Here is a 21,873-nt window from a genome sequence, read left to right as displayed (position 1 = left end):
AGGCGCCGAGCTTGCGAGCCCGGCTCACCCGCTGCTGGTCGAGTGCCGTCGTGCGAGCTTGCGAGCCCGCTTCACCCGCTGCTGGTCGAGTGCCGTCGTGCGAGCTTGCGAGCCCGCCGGTGTATCGAGACTGGGTGAGTCGACGTACCTGGGTGACCGCTGTCGCTGGTTGAGTTGGCATTTCGTCGTGCGTGGTCTCGATACACCGTTCGTCTCGCGAGCTCGCCGAACGGCACTCGACCATCGGAGGTGGCTTGCAAGCTCGCCGAACGGCACTCGACCGTCGGAGGTGGCTCGCGAGCTCGCCGAACGGCACTCGACCATCGGAGGTGGGTGGTGCCTGATGCTGCTGGTCGAGTGCCAGGCGCCGAGCTTGCGAGGTGTCTGGTGTATCGAGACCCCGCGAGCCGACGTCGTGAAGCCCGTCACAGCCGCTCGCCAGGGACCGGCCGGACCGCCTATCCTCGTCGTGGACGTCTGGTACCCGCGGAGCGGGACTGGAACGCGATACGAAGGGATCACGGTGAGTTCGCCGGACCATTTTTCTGCTGGAATGCGTGCCGAAGGGCTGGCGCCCGCGCGCCTGGCCGTCGGCGTTGTATCCGCTGGTCGGGTCGGCACCGCCATCGCCGAGGCACTTGAGCGAGCTGGCCACGTCGTCGGTTCGGTAGTCGCGGGGTCGACCGCCTCGCGCCGACGAGCGCAGCAGCGGCTACCCGAATCGCAGATCCTGCCACTGAATCAAGTCGTCGCTCGCTCGGAACTGCTGATCATCGCTGTGCCCGACGCCGAGCTCTCGACGGTTATCGGCGACATCGCTGCGACCGGCCAGTTGCGTCGCGGAACCGTTGTCCTGCATACCGCCGGCGCGCACGGGGTGGGAATCATGGCCCCACTAACCGACCTCGGTGCGTTGAGCCTGGCGGTTCACCCCGCGATGACCTTCGTCGGAGGAGCCGACGACACCAATCGGCTCGCGTCGGCCTGTTTCGGCATTACCGCGGCCGACGAGGTGGGGTACACCATCGCACAATCGCTGGTCTACGAGATCGGCGGTCAGCCGGTTCGCGTCGTCGAAGCCGATCGAACTTTGTACCACGCCGCACTCGCACACGGGTCGAATCATCTTGTGGCACTTATCAGCGATGCCATCGCCACACTCGACGTCGCCGTGCAACGCGGTGCGGCCGACGGTGACGATCCGCCGATTCGCGTCGCGCAGAGCATCCTCGGACCGCTCGTCACCGCGGCGTTGAACAATGTCCTCGACCTTGGGCCGGCCGCGCTGACCGGCCCGGTCGCCCGCGGAGACACCGCCGCCGTTGCCGCACACCTTGACGCCCTGCGTACCTTGCCCGCTGACGGAGTTACCGCGGGTATCCCGGCCGCGTACGTGGCATTGGCCAAGCGCGCCGCGGTCTATGCGGATGCGCCGGCGGAACTGCGAAACCTGTTGACGGAGAAGCCATGACGAATACCGAACGCGCCTTCACCCCGGGACAGCTCACCGTCCACCGCGACCCCGCTCAGTTGAGCAAGGTCAGCCGGGCGTTGCGCTCAACGGGCAAACGCGTCGTGTTGGTCCCGACGATGGGCGCGCTGCACAACGGGCATCTCGAACTGGTTCGGGCCGCCAAGGCGCACGGTAACACGGTAGTGATCGTGTCGATCTTCGTGAACCCCTTGCAATTTGGCGCCGACGAGGACCTGGACGCGTACCCGCGCACCTTCGACGCCGACCTGGATCTGTTGCGCCCACTGGGGGTCGAGCTAGTCTTCGCGCCGACCGCTTCGGCGATGTATCCCAACGGCCCGCGTACCTCGGTGCATCCCGGACCAACCGGGGAGATTCTCGAGGCAGGCTCCCGCCCAACGCATTTCGCGGGAATGCTGACCGTGGTCCTCAAGCTGCTCAACATCGCCGCACCCGACGCCGCGTACTTCGGCGAGAAGGACTACCAACAACTGGTGTTGGTCCGGCAGATGGTGACCGACCTCGACCTCAACGTCGACATCGTCGGTGTACCGACGGTTCGCGAATCCGACGGGCTCGCGATGTCCTCGCGTAATCGCTATCTGTCTCCTGAAGAACGAGAACTGGCGACAGTCCTGTCCGCTGCCCTCGTTGCCGGCGCATATGCCGCGCAGGGTGGCGAGGATGCGATTATCGCTGCCGCACAACAGGTTCTGAACACTCATCCGCAGGTCGAGGTCGAATACCTCGTTGTTCGCGGCCGTCAACTAGAAGATCCACCCAAGCAGGGCGATGGACGCCTGCTGATCGCGGCACGGTTCGGTGCCACCCGATTGCTCGACAATGTCGGCGTCGCAATCGGGATTTCACTTCGCGACGAACACGGCGCGCAGTAGCGCTGTTCTTGCGGATCAGCTGACCAATACGAAAGGGACAATAGATGTTTCGCACCATGATGACGTCAAAGATTCATCGCGCGACGGTCACTCAGGCCGACCTGCACTACGTGGGTTCGGTAACCATCGACGCCGACCTTCTCGACGCCGCCGACCTTCGCGAGGGTGAACAGGTAACCATCGTCGACATCGACAACGGAGCCCGCCTGGAAACCTACGCGATCACCGGCGAACGCGGCACCGGTGTCATCGGAATCAATGGTGCCGCAGCACATCTCGTCCACCCGGGCGATCTCGTCATCATCATCGCCTACGGCATCATGGACGAGGAGGAAGTCCGCGACTACGCGCCGCACGTCGTGTTCGTCGACGCTGACAACAAGGTGCTCACCGAGGGCACCGATCCAGCCGACGTTCCCGAAGGCTCCGGGCTCCTTGACCCGCGCTCGCCGGTCAGCGTCTAGGTCGCGTCATGCTACTCACCGTCGACATCGGCAACACCAACATTCATCTCGGAGTGTTCGCCGGTGTGGGCGATCACGCGAAGTTGGTGCGAGACTGGCGGATTCACACCGACCCGCATTACACCGCCGATGAGTTGGCCTTGACGTTGCGTGGATTGCTCGGCGACGACGTCGAGCAGGTGACGGCGGTTGCCGGCCTGTCGACAGTGCCATCGCTGATGCTCGAAATGCGGGTGATGGTCGGCAAATACTTCGGGTCCGGTCCGCACGCGCTGTTGGAACCGGGCGTACGGACCGGCGTGCCGCTGCTGGTCGACAATCCGAAAGAAGTCGGTGGCGATCGGGTCGCGAATGCCCTTGCGGCATATGGGAGATTCGGCGGGCCGTGTGTCATCGTGGCGTTCGGTACCGCGACCTTGGTCGACGTGGTGTCGGCGAAAGGTGAATTCCTCGGCGGCGCAATCGCTCCGGGTGTCAACCTTGCTGTCGACGCACTGGCCGAACGGACGGTGACGTTACGTCGCACCGAGTTGCGGGCACCGCGCAGCGTCGTCGGCAAGAACACCATCGAGGCACTGCAGTCGGGCATTATCTACGGTTTCGCCGGGCAGGTCGACGCACTGGTGGATCGAGTGCGCGACGAAATTCCCGGCTTCGACGGTGACGACGTGCACGTCGTCGCCACCGGATTCTTGGCGCCGCTGATGTACGACGAATGCGAAACGCTTACCGATCACGTGCCCGAGTTGACCCTCGACGGCCTGCGGCGAGTGCATGAGCGCGTTAAAGAACGCAAGCGCTGACCGCCGGGTAATGCGCACGGCTGGGTTTAACTGTGGCGCGATGAGAATTGGTATGGCAAACTGCTCGTCGTGATCAAGAGCTGTCAGGAGTGTTGTCAGGGCTAGACCGCATAACGCGGTGGCCCTCTTCGACGCCCCAGTTTCTTCGATTCTTCCCGAGGTATCTCTCATGACCGCCATTCTTTCGGCGCCCCTGTCCAGCGACGTCGCGCCACTGTCCGTTCTCGTTCGTGACTACCACCGTCATCTCGCGGCGGGCGTCATCGCCGTCGATATTCGTGATCAACAGACCCGTGACCGCGACGGCGTCCTACTCGGGGCGATCGCGATTTCTGCGGACGTCGTGCTCGACCGGCTGACCCCGGGCGGCGCCGAAGCGCTGCGCATCGCGGGACTCGACCGCCGCTGGCTACTGATCAGCGACGACGGCCACGATGCCGAGTGGCTCGCCTGGCATCTGCAGGCCCGCGGCGTCATCGGCGCGCGGTTCGTGGTTGGTGGCTACCAGCGGATGCGCAGCGCAGGAATCAACGGGCCGGTGTCGGCTGCCGAGCTGGCAATGATCTCCGCACACTGATGTCGTGACGCTCGCGCGCGCGAGCCGATACGCCACCGGTATGGTGGCAAGTCGTGAGTAACCAGACTGACTCGACTCGTGACGCCGCGGATGACACCCCCGAACAGCTTCGTATTCGCCGCGAGAAGCGGGAACGGATCCTGGCCGAGGGGCGGCAGGCGTACCCGGTAGCGATCGAGCGGACGCACAGTCTCGCCCAGATCCGTGCCGAGTATCCGGACCTGGAAGCCGGCACCGAGACCGGCGTCGAGGTCGGAGTGGCGGGCCGCATCATCTTCTTGCGCAACAAGGGAAAACTATGTTTCGCGACGCTGCAAGACGGCGACGGAACACAGTTGCAGGCGATGGTCAGTTTCAACGGCGTCGGTGAAGACGCGTTGGCGCAGTGGAAAGCCGACGTCGACCTCGGTGACATCGTCTTCGTTCACGGACAGGTGATCAGTTCGCGTACCGGCGAACTGTCGGTGATGGCCGATCGTTGGGAAATGGCGTCGAAGGCGTTGCGTCCCTTGCCGGTTGCACACAAGGAGATGAACGAGGAGTCGCGCGTCCGGCAGCGCTACGTGGATCTGATCGTGCGTCCGGAGGCGCGATCGATCGCCCGGACGCGTATCGCGGTCATGAGTGAGCTGCGAAAGTCGTTGTCGGACAGAGGCTTCCTGGAAATCGAGACGCCGATGCTGCAGACCTTGCACGGTGGTGCCGCCGCTCGGCCGTTCGTTACACACTCCAATGCATTCGATATTGACCTGTACCTGCGCATCGCGCCGGAATTGTTCCTCAAGCGTGCCGTCGTCGGTGGTATCGACAAGGTCTTCGAGGTCAACCGCAATTTCCGTAACGAGGGCGCCGATTCCACGCATTCGCCGGAGTTCGCGATGCTGGAGACCTACCAGGCCTACGGCACCTACGACGACGCCGCGGTGATGATTCGTGAACTGGTACAAGAGGTTTCGCAGGGTGCGCTCGATACGCTGACCCCGACGATGCCCGACGGCAGTACCTACGACCTGTCCGGTGAATGGCTGTCGGTCTCGATGTACCCGTCACTGTCGGAGGCTGTCGGCGAGGAGATCACGCCGCGGACCAGTGTCGAGGAGCTGCTCGCTTTGGCCGCGAAGGTCGACCTCGAAGTGCCCACGGGCAAAGGCTACGGGCACGGCAAGCTCGTCGAAGAACTGTGGGAACACACCGTCGGACACGGGCTGACCCAGCCGGTATTCGTACGGGACTTCCCGGTCGAGACGTCGCCGCTGGTGCGGTCGCATCGGTCGGTGCCCGGCGTCGTCGAGAAGTGGGACCTCTACGTGCGTGGCTTCGAATTGGCAACCGGCTATTCAGAATTGGTAGATCCGGTGATCCAGCGCGAACGCTTCGTCGATCAGGCGCGTCTGGCCGCTGCCGGCGATGATGAGGCGATGGCGCTGGACGAGGAATTCCTGGCCGCGATGGAATACGGTATGCCGCCCACCGCGGGTACCGGCATGGGCATCGATCGGCTCCTGATGGCGCTGACCGGTCTGGGCATCCGGGAGACAATCTTGTTCCCGCTGGTGAAGCCGCTGGGCTAGTTTCGCCAACAATCCCCCCAAACTGGGAGAATCCCCCGTCGCGACGGGGGATTCTCCCAGTTTCAGGGGATTTTAGGCCCAGAGGGATCCGATCGGCCTTCCCGTGCGTCTAAGACTCGTGATCGAGATTCCGCAAACCCGCCACGGCGTGTACTTCCGCGAAGACATCCTCGCTCATGACTACGACGACGCGGCGATAGCGCGGGCAGTACGCGAACAGGAACTAATCCGCGTCGGCACGGGTGCGTACGCCGCCGCAAAGGATCGCTATCCTGACGAACTCCACCGTATGAAAGCGATCGCCGCATGGCTCGGGGATGTTAGGGCGGGCAACGGTGATCCAGGTGGCGTGCTCAGCCATATCTCTGCTGCGGTGGTTCTCGGACTAGACACGCTTAATCCGACGCTCGGTCGGGTGCACTTCACCAAGCCGAATAGTTCGGGCAATATTCGCGCGAACCGGCATACGCATAGTGCGCTACTACGTGCCGACGAGGTGACATTCGTTGACGGGATCATGGTGACGAACCTTGAACGAACCGCCGTCGATATCGCCTGTGTGTCGAAATTCCCGGCAGCGTTGGCTGTCGTCGACGCCGCGTTGCGTCGGGGCGCTGATCGCGAAGTGATGCGTTCTACTCTCGCGCAGGTGAGGCGCAACGGCATTCGCACTGCACGGCGCGCGATTGAATCCGGGAGTCCGTTGGCCGAGAGCGTCGGCGAATCCTGGAGCCGGTCCCAGATGATCACCGCGGGCCTGCGGCTGCCTGAACTGCAACGCTCCTACGACATCCGTGGCAATCGGTGGCGAGTTGACTTCGACTGGAATGGTCGTCTCGTCGGGGAATTCGATGGGATCAAGAAGTACACCAAACTACTGCGTGAAGGCGAAGAATCCTCCGACGTCGTCATCCGCGAGAAGCTCCGCGAGGACGCACTGACGGCATCCGGGATCAAGGTGCTGCGATGGGTGTTCGACGACTTGCGCCCCGGAAACGTCCTTGTGCCGATGTTGTCCGCGCAACTCGACAAATTGCCAAAGGTGCTCTGATTCCGTCAATCTCCTCAAACTTGGAGAATCCCCCGTCGCGACGGGGGATTCTCCAAGTTTGAGCGGCCTAAGCGTCGACTACTTACTCAACCGCCGACCGTGCCGGGCCTCGTATTCCGCCCGCACGTCGGCCGTCTTTGCTCGCTCGATTTCGTGAACCAGCTCGGTGTCGAGGCCGTGCTTCTTGAGTCGTGCCTTGCGATAGAACTTGTTGAGCACCACCGCGAAGTATATGAATGGCAGCAGGATCGGCAGGGTCATACTTGCCCGGACCAGGGCGTCGGCGGGAAAGAGGAGCAGCGGGGCGAGGATGAGCAGCACCGGGATCGTCACGCGGATCACCGTGCGACGGGCCGCGCCCGGCCCGGCCAAATCGTTCCGAACCCAGTCGTGCATCGACGCCGGCAGAGTGCGGCCGTAGCAGTAGGTGATGTACTGCCAGAAATTGGGACGGGACGGATCGCTCATGACTTCTACGGTACCGAGCGGAGTCTGGAGGTTTACGCGAGGTCGCGTTTGAGAATCTTGCCCGAAGCGTTACGTGGCAACGCGTCGACGATGACGACCGACCGCGGGACCTTGAAATTCGCCAAGTGCTGTTTGGCGTAGGCGATTACCGTCTCCTCAGTTACGTCGGCGTCGTCGAGCACGGTCAGATACGCCCGCCCGACCTCGCCGAGCCGTGCGTCTTCGACGCCGATCACCGCGACTTCGGTGACCCCCGGGATGCGGCTGAGCGCCTGTTCCACCTCGGCGGGATAGACGTTGAATCCGCCGCAGATATACATGTCTTTGAGGCGGTCGGTGATGGTGAGATTGCCGCGCTCGTCCAGCGCCCCGACATCGCCGGTGTGTAGCCAGCCGTCGGGGTCGATGGTGGCGGCGGTCGCGTCGGGGTCATCAAGGTAGCCGCGCATGACCATGGCGCCGCGAGCCAGCACCTCGCCCTGCTCGCCGATTCGAACCTCCATCCCCGGATACGCGCGTCCGCAGGTCGTGGCGACCGTCTGGTCATCATCGTCGGGGCGGCAGGTGGTGATGAAGCCGCTCGTCTCGGTCTGGCCATAGGCAGTCACCACGGTCTCGACGCCGAGATCGCTCTGCAGGCGTTCCACCAGCACCACCGGCACGATGGTCGCTCCGGTAACGATGAGACGCAACGACGACAGATCGCATTCCGTGCGTGCGGGGTCATCGAGAATGGTCTGGAAGATGGTCGGTGCGCCGGGGAAGATGGTTGCTCGTTGTGCCGCAACGAGTTTCATCGCTTCGGTCGGTGAGTAGACGGCCAGCGGAAGCATTGTCGAGCCGAAGAGTACACACGGCAGGATGCCCGCTTTGTAGCCAAAGGTATGGAAATACGGATTGACCATCAGATAGCGGTCGGTGTGGGTCATTTCGCCGTTCGACGCCCAGCCGAGTGAACCGGCCATCGTCTGACGGTGTTCGGCGAGAACGCCTTTCGCGCGACCGGTGGTGCCCGAGGTGAACAGAATGTCGGATAGATCGTCGGGTGCGACGGCACGCGCGCGTTCGTCGGCACGGGTGAGCGTAGCTGGCGTTGCCGAATCGACGAACGCCGACCAGTCGATCGCCGACGATCCGTCCACTGCATCGACGAGTGGCACGTGAATCAGCGTGCGGCCGGTATCGGCGGTGAGGAGGTCGGCCAGATGATTACCGCCGAGGAATGCGCCGGATACGACGACTGTCCGCGCGTCGGAGCGGTCGAGGATGTCGGTGGCCTCGGTAATGGTGTACCGCGAATTGAGCGGAACGAGCACCGCTCCGGCGTAGTGCACGCCGAGCGCGGCAATCGGCCAGTGGTAGCTATTCGGTGCCCAGATGGCGACTCGGTCACCGTGTTCGATGCCGTGGGAGATCAGCGCGGCGGCAAAGTGGCGGACCTGATCATGCAGTTCTGCCCAGGTCAGCGTGACCGGTTGGGCCCATTGTCCGTCAACGATCGCCTCCTGGTCGGGCCAGCGGGTTGCCGCGCGAATGAGTGCGGCAGGCGTCGTGGTCGGGAACTCCTCCATCGCTCTAACCTAGCAAGCGCTTGGTAGTTTATGCTAGCTGACATGACCCTGATCAATCTCGCCGATCGTGACGTCGATCTTGGCGAATGGGCCGCCCAGACCCCGAACGCGTCCGGCCTCTTCGCCGACGCGGTGCGGGCCTGGCTCGTGGAGCACCTCGCCGGTGACTTCGCCACTCTCAAAGGTCGAGGCGGACCGGGCAGTGAACACGAGTTTTTCGAACAACGCCTGGCGTGGGACCGGCATCTCGCGTCGTCGGGCTGGACCTGCCTTGGCTGGCCCGCGAAATACGGCGGGCGCGGCGCGACGTTGGAACAGCGCATCATCTTTCACGAGGAATACGCCCGGGCCAACGCGCCGGCGCGGGTCAACCACCTGGGCGAGGAACTCCTCGGACCCACACTCATCGAATACGGGACGCCGGAACAGAAGGCGCGATTCCTGCCGGGGATCGTCAACGTGAGCGAGCTTTGGGCACAAGGCTATTCGGAGCCCGGCGCCGGATCTGACCTCGCTGCCGTCGCGACGACGGCCAGCCTCGACGGCGATAAGTGGACCATCAACGGACAGAAGGTGTGGACTTCACTCGCTCACGTCGCGCAGTGGGTATTCGTGGTGGCGCGCAGCGAGAAAGGGTCGTCGCGCCACGCGGGCCTCAGCTTCCTGCTGGTGCCGATCGACCAACCGGGCGTTACCGTACGACCTATCCAACAACTCACCGGCACTTCGGAATTCAACGAGGTCTTCTTCGATGACGCGGTCACCGACGCCGACCTCATCGTCGGGTCGCCGGGCGATGGCTGGAAGGTCGCGATGGGGCTGCTGCAGTTCGAGCGCGGGGTGTCGACACTCGGTCAGCAGGTTGGCTTTGCCCGCGAACTCGACAATGTCATCTCGGTCGCGAAAGCCAATGGCGCAGTGGATAATCCGGAGATCGCCACCCGGCTGACGCGCGCGCGGATCGGCCTGCGAGTGATGCGCGCGCATGCCCAGCGGACTCTGGCGGGTGAGATCGTGAACGAGGCTGGGGCGGCGTCGGTGGCAAAGTTGTTGTGGGCCAACTGGCATCGCGACCTGGGCCAGTTGGCGGTCGACGTGGTCGGTTCGCCGTCGTTGATCGGGCCCGCGGAAACCACCGAGGGGCAGCCGAACGATATCTACGCACCGTCGACCGTCGAGCTCGACGAATGGCAACGACTTCTGCTGTTCACCCGCGCCGATACGATTTATGGCGGCTCAAATGAGGTGCAGCGCAACATTATTGCCGAGCGAGTGCTCGGCCTTCCGAGAGAGGCACGTGCATGACCCCCGTTTCGCCGCTCGCGCGGATTCCCGACGAAATCGCCGGACATGACTTGCTCGCGGGCAAGAAGGTCGTGGTCACCGCGGCGGCCGGAACCGGTATTGGATTCGCCTCGGCTCGGCGGGTGCTGTTGGAAGGCGGCGACGTGGTGGTCTCCGATTTCCATGAGCGGCGCCTGAACGAGACCGTCGAGAAATTGACAGCGGAGTTCCCGGAGCAGAAGGTGTCCGCCATCGTGTGCGATGTATCGAGCACGTCGCAGGTGGATGCGCTGATCGACGGTGCCGCAAGCGAACTCGGTCGAATCGATGTTCTGATCAACAACGCGGGACTCGGCGGGGAGACGCCCGTCGTCGAGATGACCGACGAGCAATGGGATCGCGTCATCGACATCACGCTCAACAGCACCTTCCGTGCCACTCGCGCCGCGTTGCGTTACTTCCGCGATGCCGGTCATGGCGGGGTCCTGGTCAACAATGCCTCGGTACTTGGCTGGCGCGCACAGCACAGCCAATCCCATTACGCTGCAGCGAAAGCCGGTGTGATGGCACTGACCCGGTGCTCGGCGATCGAAGCCGCCGAGTACGGCGTACGAATCAACGCCGTAGCCCCGTCCATCGCCCGGCATCCGTTCTTGGCCAAGGTCACCAGTGACGAGCTGCTGGATGAACTCGCATCTCGGGAGGCGTACGGTCGTGCGGCCGAAGTCTGGGAGATCGCGGCCACCATCGCGATGCTGGCCAGCGATTACACCACCTACCTCACCGGCGAGATCGTCTCGATCTCTTCTCAGCGCGCCTGACCGCCGAATCATCAAGGGAGTCAACATATGTCCACCCCACAGGCTTATATCGTCGACGCGGTGCGCACACCCGTCGGCAAGCGCAACGGCTCGTTGGCGAAAGTCCATCCAGCCGACCTTGGCGCCCATGTCGTCAACGCCATACTCAATCGCACCGGTATCGACCCGAATGTTGTCGACGACGTGGTGTTCGGTTGTGTCGACACCGTTGGACCGCAGGCGGGCAACATCGCGCGCACCGCATGGCTCACCGCGGGCCAGCCACTCGGCGTGCCGGGCACCACGGTTGATCGTCAGTGTGGATCATCGCAACAGGCAATACATTTCGCCGCACAGGGTGTGATGAGCGGAACTCAGGACGTAGTTCTCGCCGGCGGTGTGCAGAATATGAGCGCAATCCCCATCTCGCAGGCCATGATTGCCGGCCAAGAACTTGGATTCACCACTCCCACAGCGGAATCCCCGGGGTGGCGCGCGCGTTTCGGTGACACCGAGATCTCGCAGTTCGTCGGAGCGGACATGATGGCCAAGCGCTGGGATATCTCGCGCGGGGATATGGAGGCGTGGGCGTTACAGTCGCATCAGCGGGCGAAGGCGGCCATCGCCGCGGGTCGGTTCGACAATGAGTATGTGCCGCTTGGTGATTGCGTCGTCGATGAATGCCCGCGCGAGACCTCGCTGGAAAAGATGGCGTCACTCGACGTGTTGGCCGAGGGGTCGTCACTGACCGCCGCGGTCGCATCGCAGATCTGCGATGGGGCGTCGGCGGCGCTGGTCGTCTCCGAACGGGCACTCAAGGAATACGGGCTGACTCCACGTGCGCGCATCCATCATCTGTCGGTACGCGGCGATGATCCGGTGATGATGCTGTCGGCTCCGATTCCGGCGACCAAGTACGCGTTGGAGAAGACCGGTCTGAGCATCGACGACATCGACGTCGTCGAGATCAACGAAGCCTTCGCGCCGGTAGTTCTCGCGTGGCTCAAGGAAACTGGCGCCAACCCGGCAACGGTCAACCCGAATGGCGGCGGCATCGCCCTTGGCCATCCGCTCGGTGCCACCGGTGCGAAACTCTTCGCGACGCTGCTCAACGAGTTGGAGCGTGTTGACGGCCGCTATGGCTTGCAAACGATGTGCGAGGGTGGCGGCACCGCGAATGTGACGATTATCGAGCGGCTGGGGTAGGCGCGGTCGTCGGGGCCGAGTCGCGTCGTCGTCTCACCGGGGTTCGATACACCAGATCCTCGCAAGCTCGGATCTGGCACTCAACCGGCGACGGGGGGCACTAGGTCGCGCAGTTTGGTCTGGCACTCAACCGGCGACGGGGTGACGTCGCGCAGTTGGATCTGGCACTCAACCGGCGACGGGGTGACGTCGCGCAGTTTGATCTGGCACTCAACCGGCGACGGGGAACGCGCCGCAACTCTCGATAATTTTGGGCGCTAAGAGTTTTATTTCTGACCGGCGGCTTTGCGGCTTCTGGTGCCCGCCGCACATTGTCAACGTTGTTGGATCGGTTTACCTTTCGTTTCGTACAGATCATCACGAGCGGCCGAGAGACTGGCTCTTTGACGCCGCAGCAACCGTGGACGTGTCCACAAGGTGCTAATGCCAGACCGATGACGAATCGCGACTCGACCACGTTGGGGGAGATCCGCGGCTCGACATGTCGACTTGTCGTGTCTGCCGACAGCTCGTGATCGTTTCCTGTGCGACCCGCGCTACCGCGCGGTGTCCAGTGCCAGTGGAAACGGCCCAGCCCGGCCGTGGGAGGAAGACGATGACGACCACTTTGACCGAGACCACGTTCACCGAATCACCCGGTGATTCCTCGGCGGCAAGAGACCGGAACGAATTATTCGTCCGAACCAGTGTCGACGAATTCTCGGCGGATCACCTGCTTCAGCTGCTAAAAGGCGATGTCTTCGCGGTACGCGTCGCCGGAGCGGTTGCCGGCGAGACGCTAGCGGGGCTGAGGGAACGGTTCGTCGGGCGCGAGGATCATGGGCCGCTGGCCACCGATCCGCAGTTCCGTCGCATCGGTCACGCCTTCTCCGAGGTCGGAGTCGATGGTCAGGACAGCTACTTCGACGAGGCCGCGCACCATCGCGGCCGACTGCGTGAACTCGCCGCCCCGTACCAGTACCCGGCCGATACCCTGCGCATCCTGCTCGACGAAGCCTGGCCCACCGGCGCGACCTTGCTGACGTCGGAGAGCCGGAAGTTCTTCGCCGGCGTCGTGCGATATCAGCAGGCCGGCGTCGACCTCGAACCCCACACCGACAACGTCCGGCGGAACCTCCCCGACGACGACCTCGGGATTCGCCGGCAACTGTCGGTGAACGTCTACCTCGACGTTCCCGACGGCGGGGGAGAACTAGAGATATGGGACGCCTATCCGACCGAGGATGAGTACCAAGAACTGTCGGGCGAACGGGTATGGGGTGTGAACCGTGACGTGGTCGGCGAGCCCGCGGTCACGATTCGGCCAGAGGTCGGGGAGGCGATCTTCATCGATCCGCGCCGCGTACACGCGGTCGCGCCATCGCACGACCGTCCGCGCGTGACTGTCGGTCTGTTCATCGGTGTCCGCAACCAGGACCAGGCTCTGGCGGTGTGGAGCTGATGACTCTCACCCTTGCCGCACCTGTTGGGTCGGTGTCGCATAAGGCGGCCTTCGACCTCAAAGGATTGCAGTACGACTACGCCGGTCGCTCGACGATTCTGCTGGTCAGCGTTGGTGCCGACTATCACGAGGGCGAAAAGCTCGGAGCGACTGTCGATCTGCTGAACCGCAGCGGGTTTGCCCGCGTGACCGTCGCTGTCGCCGACACATTGCAACGCCACAACGTCGACGCATCGCCCGCGCAGGCATATCACCAGACTCGACGTCGGGGTGACCAATGGCTGGCGCGCAATCAGCCGCTGCTGGATCTGCTGACCGCCGACGTCGATGTACTGCGATGGGACGACGCGCTCAGCGACCCGAACTACCCGCGTGCGCTCGACGAGGTTCGCTCGGTCTACCAAACGAACCGCGACTATGCGGTGGCGATCGAATCCACGATCGATCGGTTCGTCGCGCGGCGCGGTGAAGGGCTTCCCGACGAGGACCGAATCCGGAACGGCTGCCGGACCTACCTCCTGGAGGAAGTGCCGATTATCCAGCCGCTGTGGGCACGGCAGGGCTACGACTTTGTCGTTTACCCGCAACAGATTTCGACGGCGATGCAGGCCACCCGCGACCTATTCGTCACCGACGGTGCTGCGTGGCTGCCCCTGCGTTTCAAGAAGCGGAAGTCGGCGAAATGAGCACCACAGTGGCCCCGACGAATCGTCGGACCGCCGGGTTCATCGGCCTGGCGACCGCATCCTTCCTCGGCTGTATCGACCTGACGATCGTCTCGACCGCACTGCCGTCCATCACACGCGACCTGAACACCTCGATCGGCGTCTCGCAGTTGGTGCTCAGTGGATTCTTGACCGCGCTCGCCATGTTCATGGTCACCGCCGGTCGGCTCGGCGATCAGAAGGGGCGGCGTCCGGTGCTACTCGCCGGGCTCGGCCTTTTCGTCGTGGCGTCGATCGGCGCGGCTCTGGCCCCGACGATCGGTTGGCTGATCGCAGCGCGATTCGTACAGGGCGCGGCGTGCGCCGTCCTCTACACGGGAACGTCGACGCTGGTCGAGCAGCTATTCCCGGAAGGGGAGCGCGGTCGGGCGGTCGGTTGGCTGTATGCCGTCAACGGTGTCGGTCTGGCAATCGGTCCGGTGTTGGGCGGTCTGTTGGTCCCGACCTTCGGTTGGCCGGCGGTCTTCTGGATCAATGTGCCGTTCGGTCTGGTCGCACTGGTGCTGATCGTCGTGGCCGTCCCGTCGCCCGCACCCAGTCCGCGGGTGGGTCTCGACCTGCCCGGTCAGGTCTTCTTGGCGACTACCGTGGCCGCGACAGTCGCGGTGTTGTCTCTTCCGCCGAGCACCGGCTGGGCTAGTGCACCGGTTGTCGTAGCCGCGGTTATCGCGGTCGCGTCGGCGGTGGCTTTGGTCGCGGTGGAACGTCGGGCGAAAGATCCGCTGCTGCGCGTCGAATTGTTCAGCCATCCTCGGTTCCGGGCGGCGTTGTCGTCGGATTTCTTCCTGGCCGCCTTCTACGCGTCGGCGTTGCTGATCCTCCCGCAGTACCTGTCTGAATGGCATCACCTGTCCGAACGTGTGATCGGCGTGTCATTGCTACTGGTCAGCGGGACAATGGCGATCACCTCGCCGCGCGTCGGACGATGGGTCGATCGCGGCGGGCCGAACATTCCGCTGCGGTACGGGTTCGCCGCGTTCGCGGTGACCGCGGGAACCATTCTGATCGGCGCGCTCACCGACTCACTCGCGGCGCTGCTCGTTGGATTCGTATTCTTCGGCGTCGGGTGGGCGTTAATCCTGGCGCCCGCGACACTGGCCGCGCTGTCAGCGGTGCCATCGTCGGAGTCGGGTTTCGCGATCGGAGCGTCGTGGACCGCGCACAACTTCGGCGGCGCATTGGGAGCAGCGGTCGCCGCCGCTCTTTACGCGTCATCCAACGCCGACGACGGACTGCTCTACGTCGGACTATTCCTGCTAGCCGCCGCACTCGTGGCGCTAGCGGCAAACCTCTTGATCTCCGACGACGTCGAGGCCGTCGAATGACCGAACTCGGCATTCTCGACCTGGTGCCGATCCGCGAAGGCGGCACCGCTCGGGAGGCATTGCAGAACGCGGCGGACCTCGCGAAAGCCGCGGAGGATTTCGGTTACCGACGATATTGGCTGGCCGAGCATCACTTCGCCTCGCTCGCATCGTCGGCGCCGGCAGTCGTCGCGGCATACGTCCTTGCGGCGACGTCGACGATTCGGGTCGGGCCCGGCGCGGTTCAACTGAGTCAGCGCGTGGCGGCCCGCGTCGCCGAAGAGTGGGGGACGCTCGCCACGCTGTACCCGGGCCGGGTGGACCTCGGCCTGGGCCGCAGCGCCGGCCGCGCCGACCAGTATCGCGATGCGTTGACCCGACCGCCCGCGCCGACGTCGGTCCCGGTCACCGACCACCCGATCGTCGACGGCGTGGTTCTTCCGGAGCCGCGTGACCTGCGGGAACTGGTCGACTCGTCGCGTGCGGCGACGGGACTCGCGCTGATCACGCCATCCGGACCGGTGCCGGATTACGCGACACAGGTGCAGGAGATTCTGGCGTTGCTCGCGGGCGAGTTCACGCCCGAAGGGCTGGATTCGCCGCTGCACCTGACACCGGGCGAAGGTACCGATCTGCTGCCGTGGATCCTCGGCAACTCGCCTGGGGCCAGCGCCCAGGTCGCCGGTCGCCTCGGACTGCCGTTCGTCGCGAACTATCACCTCGCGCCGGGCCAGACCGTGCAGACCGCGCGGGCCTATCGCGACGCATTCGTGCCCGGGGTCCTCGACGCTCCCCGCCTCGCGGTGTCGGCCGACGTCCTAGCCGCGCAGAGCAGCGACGACGCACAGCATCAGGCCCGCTCGTTCCTGCCGTGGCTGGACTCGGTGGCCCGTGGCGCGGGCGCGATCGAGGTACCTCACCCCGACAGTGTCTCGGCCTCCGACGTCGAGCGGTTGACCGCACGACACTCGGCGCGCGTCGCGACTCGGTTCGTCGGAAACCCCGACGAGGTGGTGGGTCGGCTTGCCGCGCTCGCCGCCCTGACCGACGCCGACGAGCTGATTTTGACCACTCTCACCCACCGGCACGACGACCGTGTCCGCTCCCATCGCCTGATCTCCGAAGCCTGGCGTGGCCTCACCCCGAAAGCAGAAATCCGATGAAGACCATCACTCGAGTGGCCGCCGCCGCGCTCGTCGTTTCCGCGGTTATTCCGCTCGCGGCATGCGGTGGCGATGCCAGCGCCCCCGACGTTCTTCGCTACGGCTTGTCGTCGGCGCCGACGTGCGCCGATCCCGCCCAGTCGAGCACCAATCAGACGGTCAACGTCGTGCGGCAGGTTGTGGACTCGTTGCTCGACCAGGATCGAAAGACCGGAGAACTGAAAGGGTGGCTCGCGAGGAAGTTTCAGGTCTCGCCCGACGGTCGTAGCTTCACCTTTACCCTGCGCGACGACGTCACGTTCAGCGACGGGACGCCGCTGACCGCCGACGTCGTGAAGAAGAATTTCGACGCGCTCACCTCCGACAAGAAGACCTCGACCCGCACCCTGCAGGCATCGGCGTTCTTACTCGGATATCAGCGGACCGAAACCCCCGACAAGCACACCGCGATCGTTCGGTTCGCCGAACCCAACGTTCAGTTTCTGCAGGCCACGGCTACCACCCAACTCGGCATCCTCGCGCCGGCAACCGTCGCGCGGACCTTCGATGAGCGCTGCACCGCAGCCAACGTCGTCGGGAGCGGGCCGTATACCTACACCGGATGGGAGCAGAATCGGTCGGCAAGTCTGACCCGGCGAGACAACTACGCGTGGGCCCCCGACGTTGGGTTCGCGCCCAAGGCGCGGTACCGCACCGTCGAATTCAGCGTCGTCCCCGAATCCGGGGTTCGGGCGGGCAGTGTCGGCTCGGGTCAGCTCGATGCCGTCGCCGATGCCCAGCCACAGGATCGCGACGGCCTGGCAGCCGCGGGTGCATCGATCGTCGCCCGATCCAACCCGGGCCTTCCATTTGTGTTCCAGTCGAATGTGTCTCGCGGCGTACTCGCTGACCGTACGATCCGCACCGCGGTTACGTGGGCACTTGATCGGCCCGAACTTGTCTCGACGGTGCTCGGTGATTCGTTCAAACCGGCGACCAGCGTGTTGGCGTCGACGACGCCGGGGTATCGCGCGGACCCGCTGGTCAAACACGATCCCGACGCCGCGAAGAAGGTGCTCGACGCCGCGGGTTGGCGGGGGCCGGACGGCGGCACGCGGAGCAAGAACGGTACAAAACTGTCGTTCGACGTGATCTATTCGCCGGAGTTCTACGGCAACAAGCCGATCCTGGAGCTGATTCAGCGGCAGCTGGCGAAGGTGGGAATCGACCTGACGATTACCGCGTTGGCCAACGACGACTTCCTCTCGCGCCGATCGGCGGGGGATTTCGATGCCGTCTACTACAACGTCACGCGTGCCGACCCGGACATCCTGCGTTCGCGCGTAGGCGTCGAGGGTCCGAACTATTCACACCGGGCCTTCGACGCCAACGTCGATCCATTGCTCACCCAGCAAGCCGGCATCGGCGACCGGGCACAGCGACTGCGCGTCGTCGACACCGTGCAGACACGCATCGCAGACGCCGGATATGTCATCCCGGTGGTGGAACTGTCGCAAGTGGCGGCTATCGCGTCCGGCTTCGGCGGAATCGGCTTCGACGCGTCGGGTGTCCTGCGGTTGCAGTATCCCGACGAGCAGTCATGACCCGCGCGATACTGCTTCGACTGGCAGCCGGTGTCGGGGTGGTGGGTGCGGTGTTCACGCTGGTCTTCGCGGTATTGAGGGTGTTGCCGGGCGATCCGGTCTCCCTCGCCGCGAACGCTGATGCTGCCGGTGGTGCCCCGTCGCAGGCGACGATCGCCGCGCTGCGTGCGCAATACGGGCTAGATCGCCCGCTATGGCAGCAGTACCTAACAGCGCTCGGCGACTTTGTTCGCGGCGACTGGGGAACTTCGGTGGTGACGGGGCAACCGGTGACCACCACGCTGCTCGACGCCTTGCCGTCGACGGCTGAACTCGCGTTGTCGGCGCTGGTGATCGGTGCGGTCACCGCATTTGTCCTCGCGTTCGTCGCGACCTATCGACCCGACGGGATTGTCGCCCGCGTCGTCGGTCAGATTCCATCGACGCTGGTGTCGTTGCCGACGTTCGCCGTCGGACTCGTCCTGATTCAGGTCTTCGCTTTTGGACTGCATCTCCTGCCCGCTTTCGGCGACGACGGCGCGGCCTCGTTGGTGTTGCCCGCAATCACGTTGGCTGTGCCGGTTGCGGGCTATTTGGCGCAGATCATGATGTCGGGGATGCGGGAAGCGGCGGCCGAGCCGTTCGTCGATGTGGCGCGGGCCAAAGGCGCGTCGGACGTGGCGGTGCATCTGCGTCACGTCGCCCCCGCCGCGGTGATACCCACGCTGTCCGCGTTGGGAGTCCTCGTCGGATCGGCGCTAGCCGGAGCGGTCGTTGTCGAGACGGTGTTCTCGCGTGCGGGATTGGGACGGCTCACTCAGCAGGCGGTCGCCGCGCACGACGGTCCGGTCATGCTGGCGACCGTCGTCGTCTCGGCGGCGGTATTCGTCGTCCTGACGCTCGCCGTCGACTTGGTCAGCCCGCTCATCGATCCGCGCGCACGGGTGACGACATGACCGGAATCGCAGTGGGGCAGTTGTCGGGGGCGCGCCGACTGTGGCAGGTCGGTCGACCGAAGAACGTCGGAACGGTGGTCGCCGTCGTCGTGTTGGCTCTGGTGGTCATCGCCGCGGTGGCGCCCGGTGTGCTTTCGCACGGCGACCCACTCGACGTCGCTCCTCGCTATCGCCTGCGCGCGCCAAGTCTGGCGCACCCGTTCGGGACCGACCAACTGGGACGCGATGTCCTCACTCGCGTCATTTACGGAACCGGGGCGTCGTTGACGGCCGCGCTGGTGGCGGTGGCAATCGCGGTCGTCGGCGGCGCGCTGATCGGAGTCGGCGCCGGCTATCTCGGCGGGTGGACCGATCGCATCGGCATGCGATTGGTCGACGTCCTGCTGGCGGTTCCCGCGTTATTGCTGTCGATGACGGTGATCGCCGCGACCGGCGGCGGAACCATCGAACTGGGGGTGGCCGTAGGCGTGGCCGGAATAGCCGGGGCTTCACGTGTAATCCGTTCTCGCACATTGCAATTGCGATCGACTCCGTTCGTCGAGGCTGCCCTGGTGAGCGGATGGAGCCGCCCGACTGTGGTGCGCAGGCACGTACTGCCGCATCTATGGCCGACTACCGCGGCGGTGGCGTCGGTGGAATTCGGTCAGGCCGTATTGGCGGTCGCCGCGCTCGGCTTTCTCGGGTTCGGTCCGCGTCCACCGGCTCCGGAGTGGGGCGCGATGGTGGCCGACGGCCGCGCGTTCGTCGCGGGTGCGTGGTGGCTGACCGCCGCGCCTGCCCTCGTCATCACCGTCGTCGTATTGGCGGCGTACCGACTGTCTCGGATGATCGGAGAGAACCATCGTGCTTGAGATCGAAGCACTCAACGTGTCGATCGGCGATAGCGCGATCCTGCATGACGTCAGCTTGTCGGTTGGGGCGGGGGAGAAGGTCGTCGTTGTCGGGGCATCGGGCAGCGGCAAGTCGACGTTGGCGCGCACGATTCTCGGCCTGCCCAATGGTCGGGTTCGGCTCGACGCCAAGGCATTGCGTATCGACGGAAGCGACCTACCCGCCCCTCGCTCGCGTGCCTGGCGTTCGGTGCGAGGTCGGCGGGTTGGCTACGTCCCGCAAGATCCGGGCAGCTCGCTCAACCCGGTGCGACGCATCAAAAGCCAAGTGCGCGAAGCACTTCAGCTGACCGGGCAGCCATACTCCGACCGGGAGGTCGCACTTCGCCTCGCGGAGGCCGGCCTGTCGGATCCGACGATCTCGTCGCGCTACCCGCATGAGCTGTCCGGTGGTCAACGGCAACGGGTACTCATCGCCATCGCACTCGCGGGCCGGCCGGGACTCGTGGTCGCCGACGAGCCGACGAGCGCGCTCGATGCTGATGTCGCTAACCAGGTGCTCGATGTCCTGACGAGTTCGGGGACCGGTCTTTTGCTGATCACCCACGATCTGACGTTGGTCGGCGGGCGCGCCGATCGGGTCGTCGTATTCGATCAGGGACGGGTGGTCGAGGAGGCTCCGGCGCTGAGTCTCCTGAGTTCGCCGTCGAGTTCGGCGGCCAAGGCACTTAAGGCGGCGATGCCGGGACGGCGTGTGCCGCAACCGATTCCAGAGCCACACGAGGTTGTGTTGTCGGCGTCGAACGTGTCTGTTCGGCTCGGTGGAACCACGATTCTCGACGAAGTCGATGTGTCGGTTCACCGCGGTGAGACGCTGGCTGTCGTCGGACCGTCGGGTTCGGGCAAGTCGACCTTGGCGCGAGTTCTGACCGGTCTCACCGCTCCGACAGCGGGCACGGTGTGGCGAGACGGCCGCGTTCAGTTGGTGTCGCAGAATCCGTTCTCCGCCCTCGATCCCAGGTGGACCGTCGAGCGAATCGTCGCCGAATCGCTCCATCCGTCGCTCGGACTGAGCGCATCTGACCGGCGCGAGCGAGTAGGTCAGGCACTCGACGAGGTGGGGCTTGGTTCGACGTTCCTGAGCCGCCGGCCGAGTGAATTGTCCGGTGGGCAGAGTCAGCGCGTTGCGATCGCGCGCGCGTTGGCCTCGCATCCTGCCGCCGTGGTGCTCGATGAAGCGGTCTCGGCACTCGACGTCGTATCGCAGGCCCGCGTCCTCGACATCCTGGAGCGGCTGCAGGCAGTGCATGGCATCTCCTATGTATTCATCACCCACAACCTGACGGTGGCACACGACATCGCCCACCGATTCGTCCAGGTCAACGCCGGCCGAGTAATCGAATCAGCTTCTGCCGCAGTCTGATCCATCGCCCCCGGCTGGTCGAGTGCCGTCGCGTCTGACACCCCCGCTGGTCGAGTGCCGTCGTGCGAGCGTGCGAGCTCGGCGGTGTATCGAGACTCGGTGAGATGACCTTCGGCCGCGACCACGGCCCTTGGGCTGCCGCACTCGAGCTCCCCCGCTGGTCGAGTGCCGTCGTGCGAGCGTGCGAGCCCGCCGGTGTATCGAGACTCGGTGAGATGACCTTCGGCCGCGACCACGGCCCTGGGCTGCCGCACTCGAGCTCCCCCGCTGGTCGAGTGCCGTCGTGCGAGCGTGCGAGCTCGGC

The 21,873-nt window shown here is 64.7% G+C and carries 22 protein-coding genes and 1 riboswitch; of the genes, 19 read left to right on the top strand and 3 right to left on the bottom strand.

Annotated features, from left to right (window positions below; translation table 11 throughout):
* A partial coding sequence (locus GOEFS_RS23625; protein ID WP_211600655.1) for a hypothetical protein occupies positions 1 to 181 on the bottom strand: 181 nt, incomplete at its 3' end.
* Between the two features lie 372 nt (positions 182 to 553).
* On the opposite strand from GOEFS_RS23625, the gene GOEFS_RS08555 reads away from it, so the two are divergent.
* From GOEFS_RS08555 to GOEFS_RS08525, 7 genes are all read left to right on the top strand, one after another.
* On the top strand, positions 554 to 1,471 hold the full coding sequence (locus tag GOEFS_RS08555; RefSeq protein WP_007317498.1) for a Rossmann-like and DUF2520 domain-containing protein: 918 nt from the start codon (positions 554 to 556) through the stop codon (positions 1,469 to 1,471).
* Positions 1,468 to 2,370, top strand: a complete 903-nt coding sequence (gene panC, locus GOEFS_RS08550) for a pantoate--beta-alanine ligase (RefSeq protein WP_007317497.1) — start codon at positions 1,468 to 1,470, stop codon at positions 2,368 to 2,370. Before GOEFS_RS08555 ends, panC begins: the two co-directional genes overlap by 4 nt.
* 44 nt (positions 2,371 to 2,414) lie before the next feature.
* A complete protein-coding gene (panD, locus tag GOEFS_RS08545) occupies positions 2,415 to 2,834 on the top strand; it encodes an aspartate 1-decarboxylase (RefSeq protein WP_007317496.1) in 420 nt (139 codons plus the stop codon).
* A gap of 8 nt (positions 2,835 to 2,842) precedes the next feature.
* Positions 2,843 to 3,637, top strand: coding sequence for a type III pantothenate kinase (locus GOEFS_RS08540; RefSeq protein ID WP_007317495.1), 795 nt, complete (start codon positions 2,843 to 2,845; stop codon positions 3,635 to 3,637).
* A 169-nt stretch (positions 3,638 to 3,806) separates the two neighbouring features.
* Positions 3,807 to 4,214 carry a hypothetical protein gene (locus GOEFS_RS08535; protein WP_007317494.1) on the top strand — a complete coding sequence of 136 codons (408 nt, stop codon included), beginning with the start codon at positions 3,807 to 3,809 and terminating at the stop codon, positions 4,212 to 4,214.
* Between the two features lie 53 nt (positions 4,215 to 4,267).
* Positions 4,268 to 5,785: a lysine--tRNA ligase gene (lysS, locus tag GOEFS_RS08530; protein WP_007317493.1), complete on the top strand. Its 1,518-nt coding sequence runs from the start codon at positions 4,268 to 4,270 to the stop codon at positions 5,783 to 5,785.
* A gap of 103 nt (positions 5,786 to 5,888) precedes the next feature.
* Positions 5,889 to 6,836, top strand: a complete 948-nt coding sequence (locus tag GOEFS_RS08525; RefSeq protein WP_007317492.1) for a type IV toxin-antitoxin system AbiEi family antitoxin — start codon at positions 5,889 to 5,891, stop codon at positions 6,834 to 6,836.
* A gap of 78 nt (positions 6,837 to 6,914) precedes the next feature.
* On the opposite strand, the gene GOEFS_RS08520 is transcribed toward GOEFS_RS08525, so the two are convergent.
* Positions 6,915 to 7,304 (bottom strand): DUF5313 domain-containing protein, encoded by a 390-nt coding sequence (locus tag GOEFS_RS08520; protein WP_007317491.1) that lies wholly within the window; start codon positions 7,302 to 7,304, stop codon positions 6,915 to 6,917.
* A 32-nt stretch (positions 7,305 to 7,336) separates the two neighbouring features.
* Positions 7,337 to 8,875: a FadD3 family acyl-CoA ligase gene (locus tag GOEFS_RS08515; RefSeq protein ID WP_007317490.1), complete on the bottom strand. Its 1,539-nt coding sequence runs from the start codon at positions 8,873 to 8,875 to the stop codon at positions 7,337 to 7,339.
* Between the two features lie 42 nt (positions 8,876 to 8,917).
* Between GOEFS_RS08515 and GOEFS_RS08510 the strand changes: the two genes are divergently transcribed.
* The 12 genes from GOEFS_RS08510 to GOEFS_RS23620 all read left to right on the top strand — a co-directional run.
* The gene (locus GOEFS_RS08510; protein ID WP_040524787.1) at positions 8,918 to 10,180 is read left to right on the top strand and encodes an acyl-CoA dehydrogenase family protein; all 1,263 of its coding nucleotides are present in this window, start codon (positions 8,918 to 8,920) and stop codon (positions 10,178 to 10,180) included.
* Positions 10,177 to 10,980 carry an SDR family oxidoreductase gene (locus GOEFS_RS08505; RefSeq protein ID WP_007317488.1) on the top strand — a complete coding sequence of 268 codons (804 nt, stop codon included), beginning with the start codon at positions 10,177 to 10,179 and terminating at the stop codon, positions 10,978 to 10,980. The genes GOEFS_RS08510 and GOEFS_RS08505 overlap by 4 nt, the downstream gene beginning before the upstream one ends.
* 27 nt (positions 10,981 to 11,007) lie before the next feature.
* Positions 11,008 to 12,165, top strand: a complete 1,158-nt coding sequence (locus GOEFS_RS08500; RefSeq protein ID WP_007317487.1) for an acetyl-CoA C-acetyltransferase — start codon at positions 11,008 to 11,010, stop codon at positions 12,163 to 12,165.
* 351 nt (positions 12,166 to 12,516) lie between these two features.
* Positions 12,517 to 12,606: riboswitch (SAM riboswitch) on the top strand.
* 154 nt (positions 12,607 to 12,760) lie between these two features.
* Positions 12,761 to 13,606, top strand: a complete 846-nt coding sequence (locus tag GOEFS_RS08495) for a 2OG-Fe(II) oxygenase (protein ID WP_007317486.1) — start codon at positions 12,761 to 12,763, stop codon at positions 13,604 to 13,606.
* The gene (locus GOEFS_RS08490) at positions 13,606 to 14,292 is read left to right on the top strand and encodes a tRNA-dependent cyclodipeptide synthase (protein ID WP_007317485.1); all 687 of its coding nucleotides are present in this window, start codon (positions 13,606 to 13,608) and stop codon (positions 14,290 to 14,292) included. Before GOEFS_RS08495 ends, GOEFS_RS08490 begins: the two co-directional genes overlap by 1 nt.
* Entirely contained in the window at positions 14,289 to 15,656 is a 1,368-nt protein-coding gene (locus tag GOEFS_RS08485; RefSeq protein ID WP_007317484.1) for an MFS transporter, read from the top strand. Before GOEFS_RS08490 ends, GOEFS_RS08485 begins: the two co-directional genes overlap by 4 nt.
* On the top strand, positions 15,653 to 16,798 hold the full coding sequence (locus tag GOEFS_RS08480; RefSeq protein ID WP_007317483.1) for an LLM class flavin-dependent oxidoreductase: 1,146 nt from the start codon (positions 15,653 to 15,655) through the stop codon (positions 16,796 to 16,798). The genes GOEFS_RS08485 and GOEFS_RS08480 overlap by 4 nt, the downstream gene beginning before the upstream one ends.
* The gene (locus tag GOEFS_RS08475; RefSeq protein WP_007317482.1) at positions 16,795 to 18,381 is read left to right on the top strand and encodes an ABC transporter substrate-binding protein; all 1,587 of its coding nucleotides are present in this window, start codon (positions 16,795 to 16,797) and stop codon (positions 18,379 to 18,381) included. The genes GOEFS_RS08480 and GOEFS_RS08475 overlap by 4 nt, the downstream gene beginning before the upstream one ends.
* Complete coding sequence (locus GOEFS_RS08470; RefSeq protein WP_007317481.1) at positions 18,378 to 19,316, top strand: ABC transporter permease; 939 nt, start codon at positions 18,378 to 18,380, stop codon at positions 19,314 to 19,316. The genes GOEFS_RS08475 and GOEFS_RS08470 overlap by 4 nt, the downstream gene beginning before the upstream one ends.
* Positions 19,313 to 20,167 (top strand): ABC transporter permease, encoded by an 855-nt coding sequence (locus GOEFS_RS08465; protein ID WP_007317480.1) that lies wholly within the window; start codon positions 19,313 to 19,315, stop codon positions 20,165 to 20,167. Before GOEFS_RS08470 ends, GOEFS_RS08465 begins: the two co-directional genes overlap by 4 nt.
* Positions 20,160 to 21,569, top strand: coding sequence for an ABC transporter ATP-binding protein (locus GOEFS_RS08460; RefSeq protein WP_007317479.1), 1,410 nt, complete (start codon positions 20,160 to 20,162; stop codon positions 21,567 to 21,569). The genes GOEFS_RS08465 and GOEFS_RS08460 overlap by 8 nt, the downstream gene beginning before the upstream one ends.
* Positions 21,570 to 21,673: 104 nt before the next feature.
* Positions 21,674 to 21,873: hypothetical protein (locus GOEFS_RS23620; RefSeq protein WP_211600654.1), on the top strand; the 200-nt coding region annotated here is incomplete at its 3' end.

Source organism: Gordonia effusa NBRC 100432 (genome assembly GCF_000241305.1).
Lineage (GTDB): Bacteria > Actinomycetota > Actinomycetes > Mycobacteriales > Mycobacteriaceae > Gordonia > Gordonia effusa.
The sequence above is the reverse complement of the archived record's forward strand: the minus strand, read 5'-3'. Positions and strand labels throughout refer to the sequence as shown.

Bases quoted from the DNA above. Each gene is read 5' to 3' on its own strand.
- GOEFS_RS08555 (WP_007317498.1), top strand. From the start codon at position 554: ATGCGTGCCGAAGGGCTGGCGCCCGCGCGCCTGGCCGTCGGCGTTGTA.
- panC (WP_007317497.1), top strand. From the start codon at position 1,468: ATGACGAATACCGAACGCGCCTTCACCCCGGGACAGCTCACCGTCCAC.
- panD (WP_007317496.1), top strand. From the start codon at position 2,415: ATGTTTCGCACCATGATGACGTCAAAGATTCATCGCGCGACGGTCACT.
- GOEFS_RS08540 (WP_007317495.1), top strand. From the start codon at position 2,843: ATGCTACTCACCGTCGACATCGGCAACACCAACATTCATCTCGGAGTG.
- GOEFS_RS08535 (WP_007317494.1), top strand. From the start codon at position 3,807: ATGACCGCCATTCTTTCGGCGCCCCTGTCCAGCGACGTCGCGCCACTG.
- GOEFS_RS08520 (WP_007317491.1), bottom strand. From the start codon at position 7,304: ATGAGCGATCCGTCCCGTCCCAATTTCTGGCAGTACATCACCTACTGC.
- GOEFS_RS08515 (WP_007317490.1), bottom strand. From the start codon at position 8,875: ATGGAGGAGTTCCCGACCACGACGCCTGCCGCACTCATTCGCGCGGCA.
- GOEFS_RS08510 (WP_040524787.1), top strand. From the start codon at position 8,918: ATGACCCTGATCAATCTCGCCGATCGTGACGTCGATCTTGGCGAATGG.
- GOEFS_RS08505 (WP_007317488.1), top strand. From the start codon at position 10,177: ATGACCCCCGTTTCGCCGCTCGCGCGGATTCCCGACGAAATCGCCGGA.
- GOEFS_RS08500 (WP_007317487.1), top strand. From the start codon at position 11,008: ATGTCCACCCCACAGGCTTATATCGTCGACGCGGTGCGCACACCCGTC.
- GOEFS_RS08495 (WP_007317486.1), top strand. From the start codon at position 12,761: ATGACGACCACTTTGACCGAGACCACGTTCACCGAATCACCCGGTGAT.
- GOEFS_RS08490 (WP_007317485.1), top strand. From the start codon at position 13,606: ATGACTCTCACCCTTGCCGCACCTGTTGGGTCGGTGTCGCATAAGGCG.
- GOEFS_RS08485 (WP_007317484.1), top strand. From the start codon at position 14,289: ATGAGCACCACAGTGGCCCCGACGAATCGTCGGACCGCCGGGTTCATC.
- GOEFS_RS08480 (WP_007317483.1), top strand. From the start codon at position 15,653: ATGACCGAACTCGGCATTCTCGACCTGGTGCCGATCCGCGAAGGCGGC.
- GOEFS_RS08475 (WP_007317482.1), top strand. From the start codon at position 16,795: ATGAAGACCATCACTCGAGTGGCCGCCGCCGCGCTCGTCGTTTCCGCG.
- GOEFS_RS08470 (WP_007317481.1), top strand. From the start codon at position 18,378: ATGACCCGCGCGATACTGCTTCGACTGGCAGCCGGTGTCGGGGTGGTG.
- GOEFS_RS08465 (WP_007317480.1), top strand. From the start codon at position 19,313: ATGACCGGAATCGCAGTGGGGCAGTTGTCGGGGGCGCGCCGACTGTGG.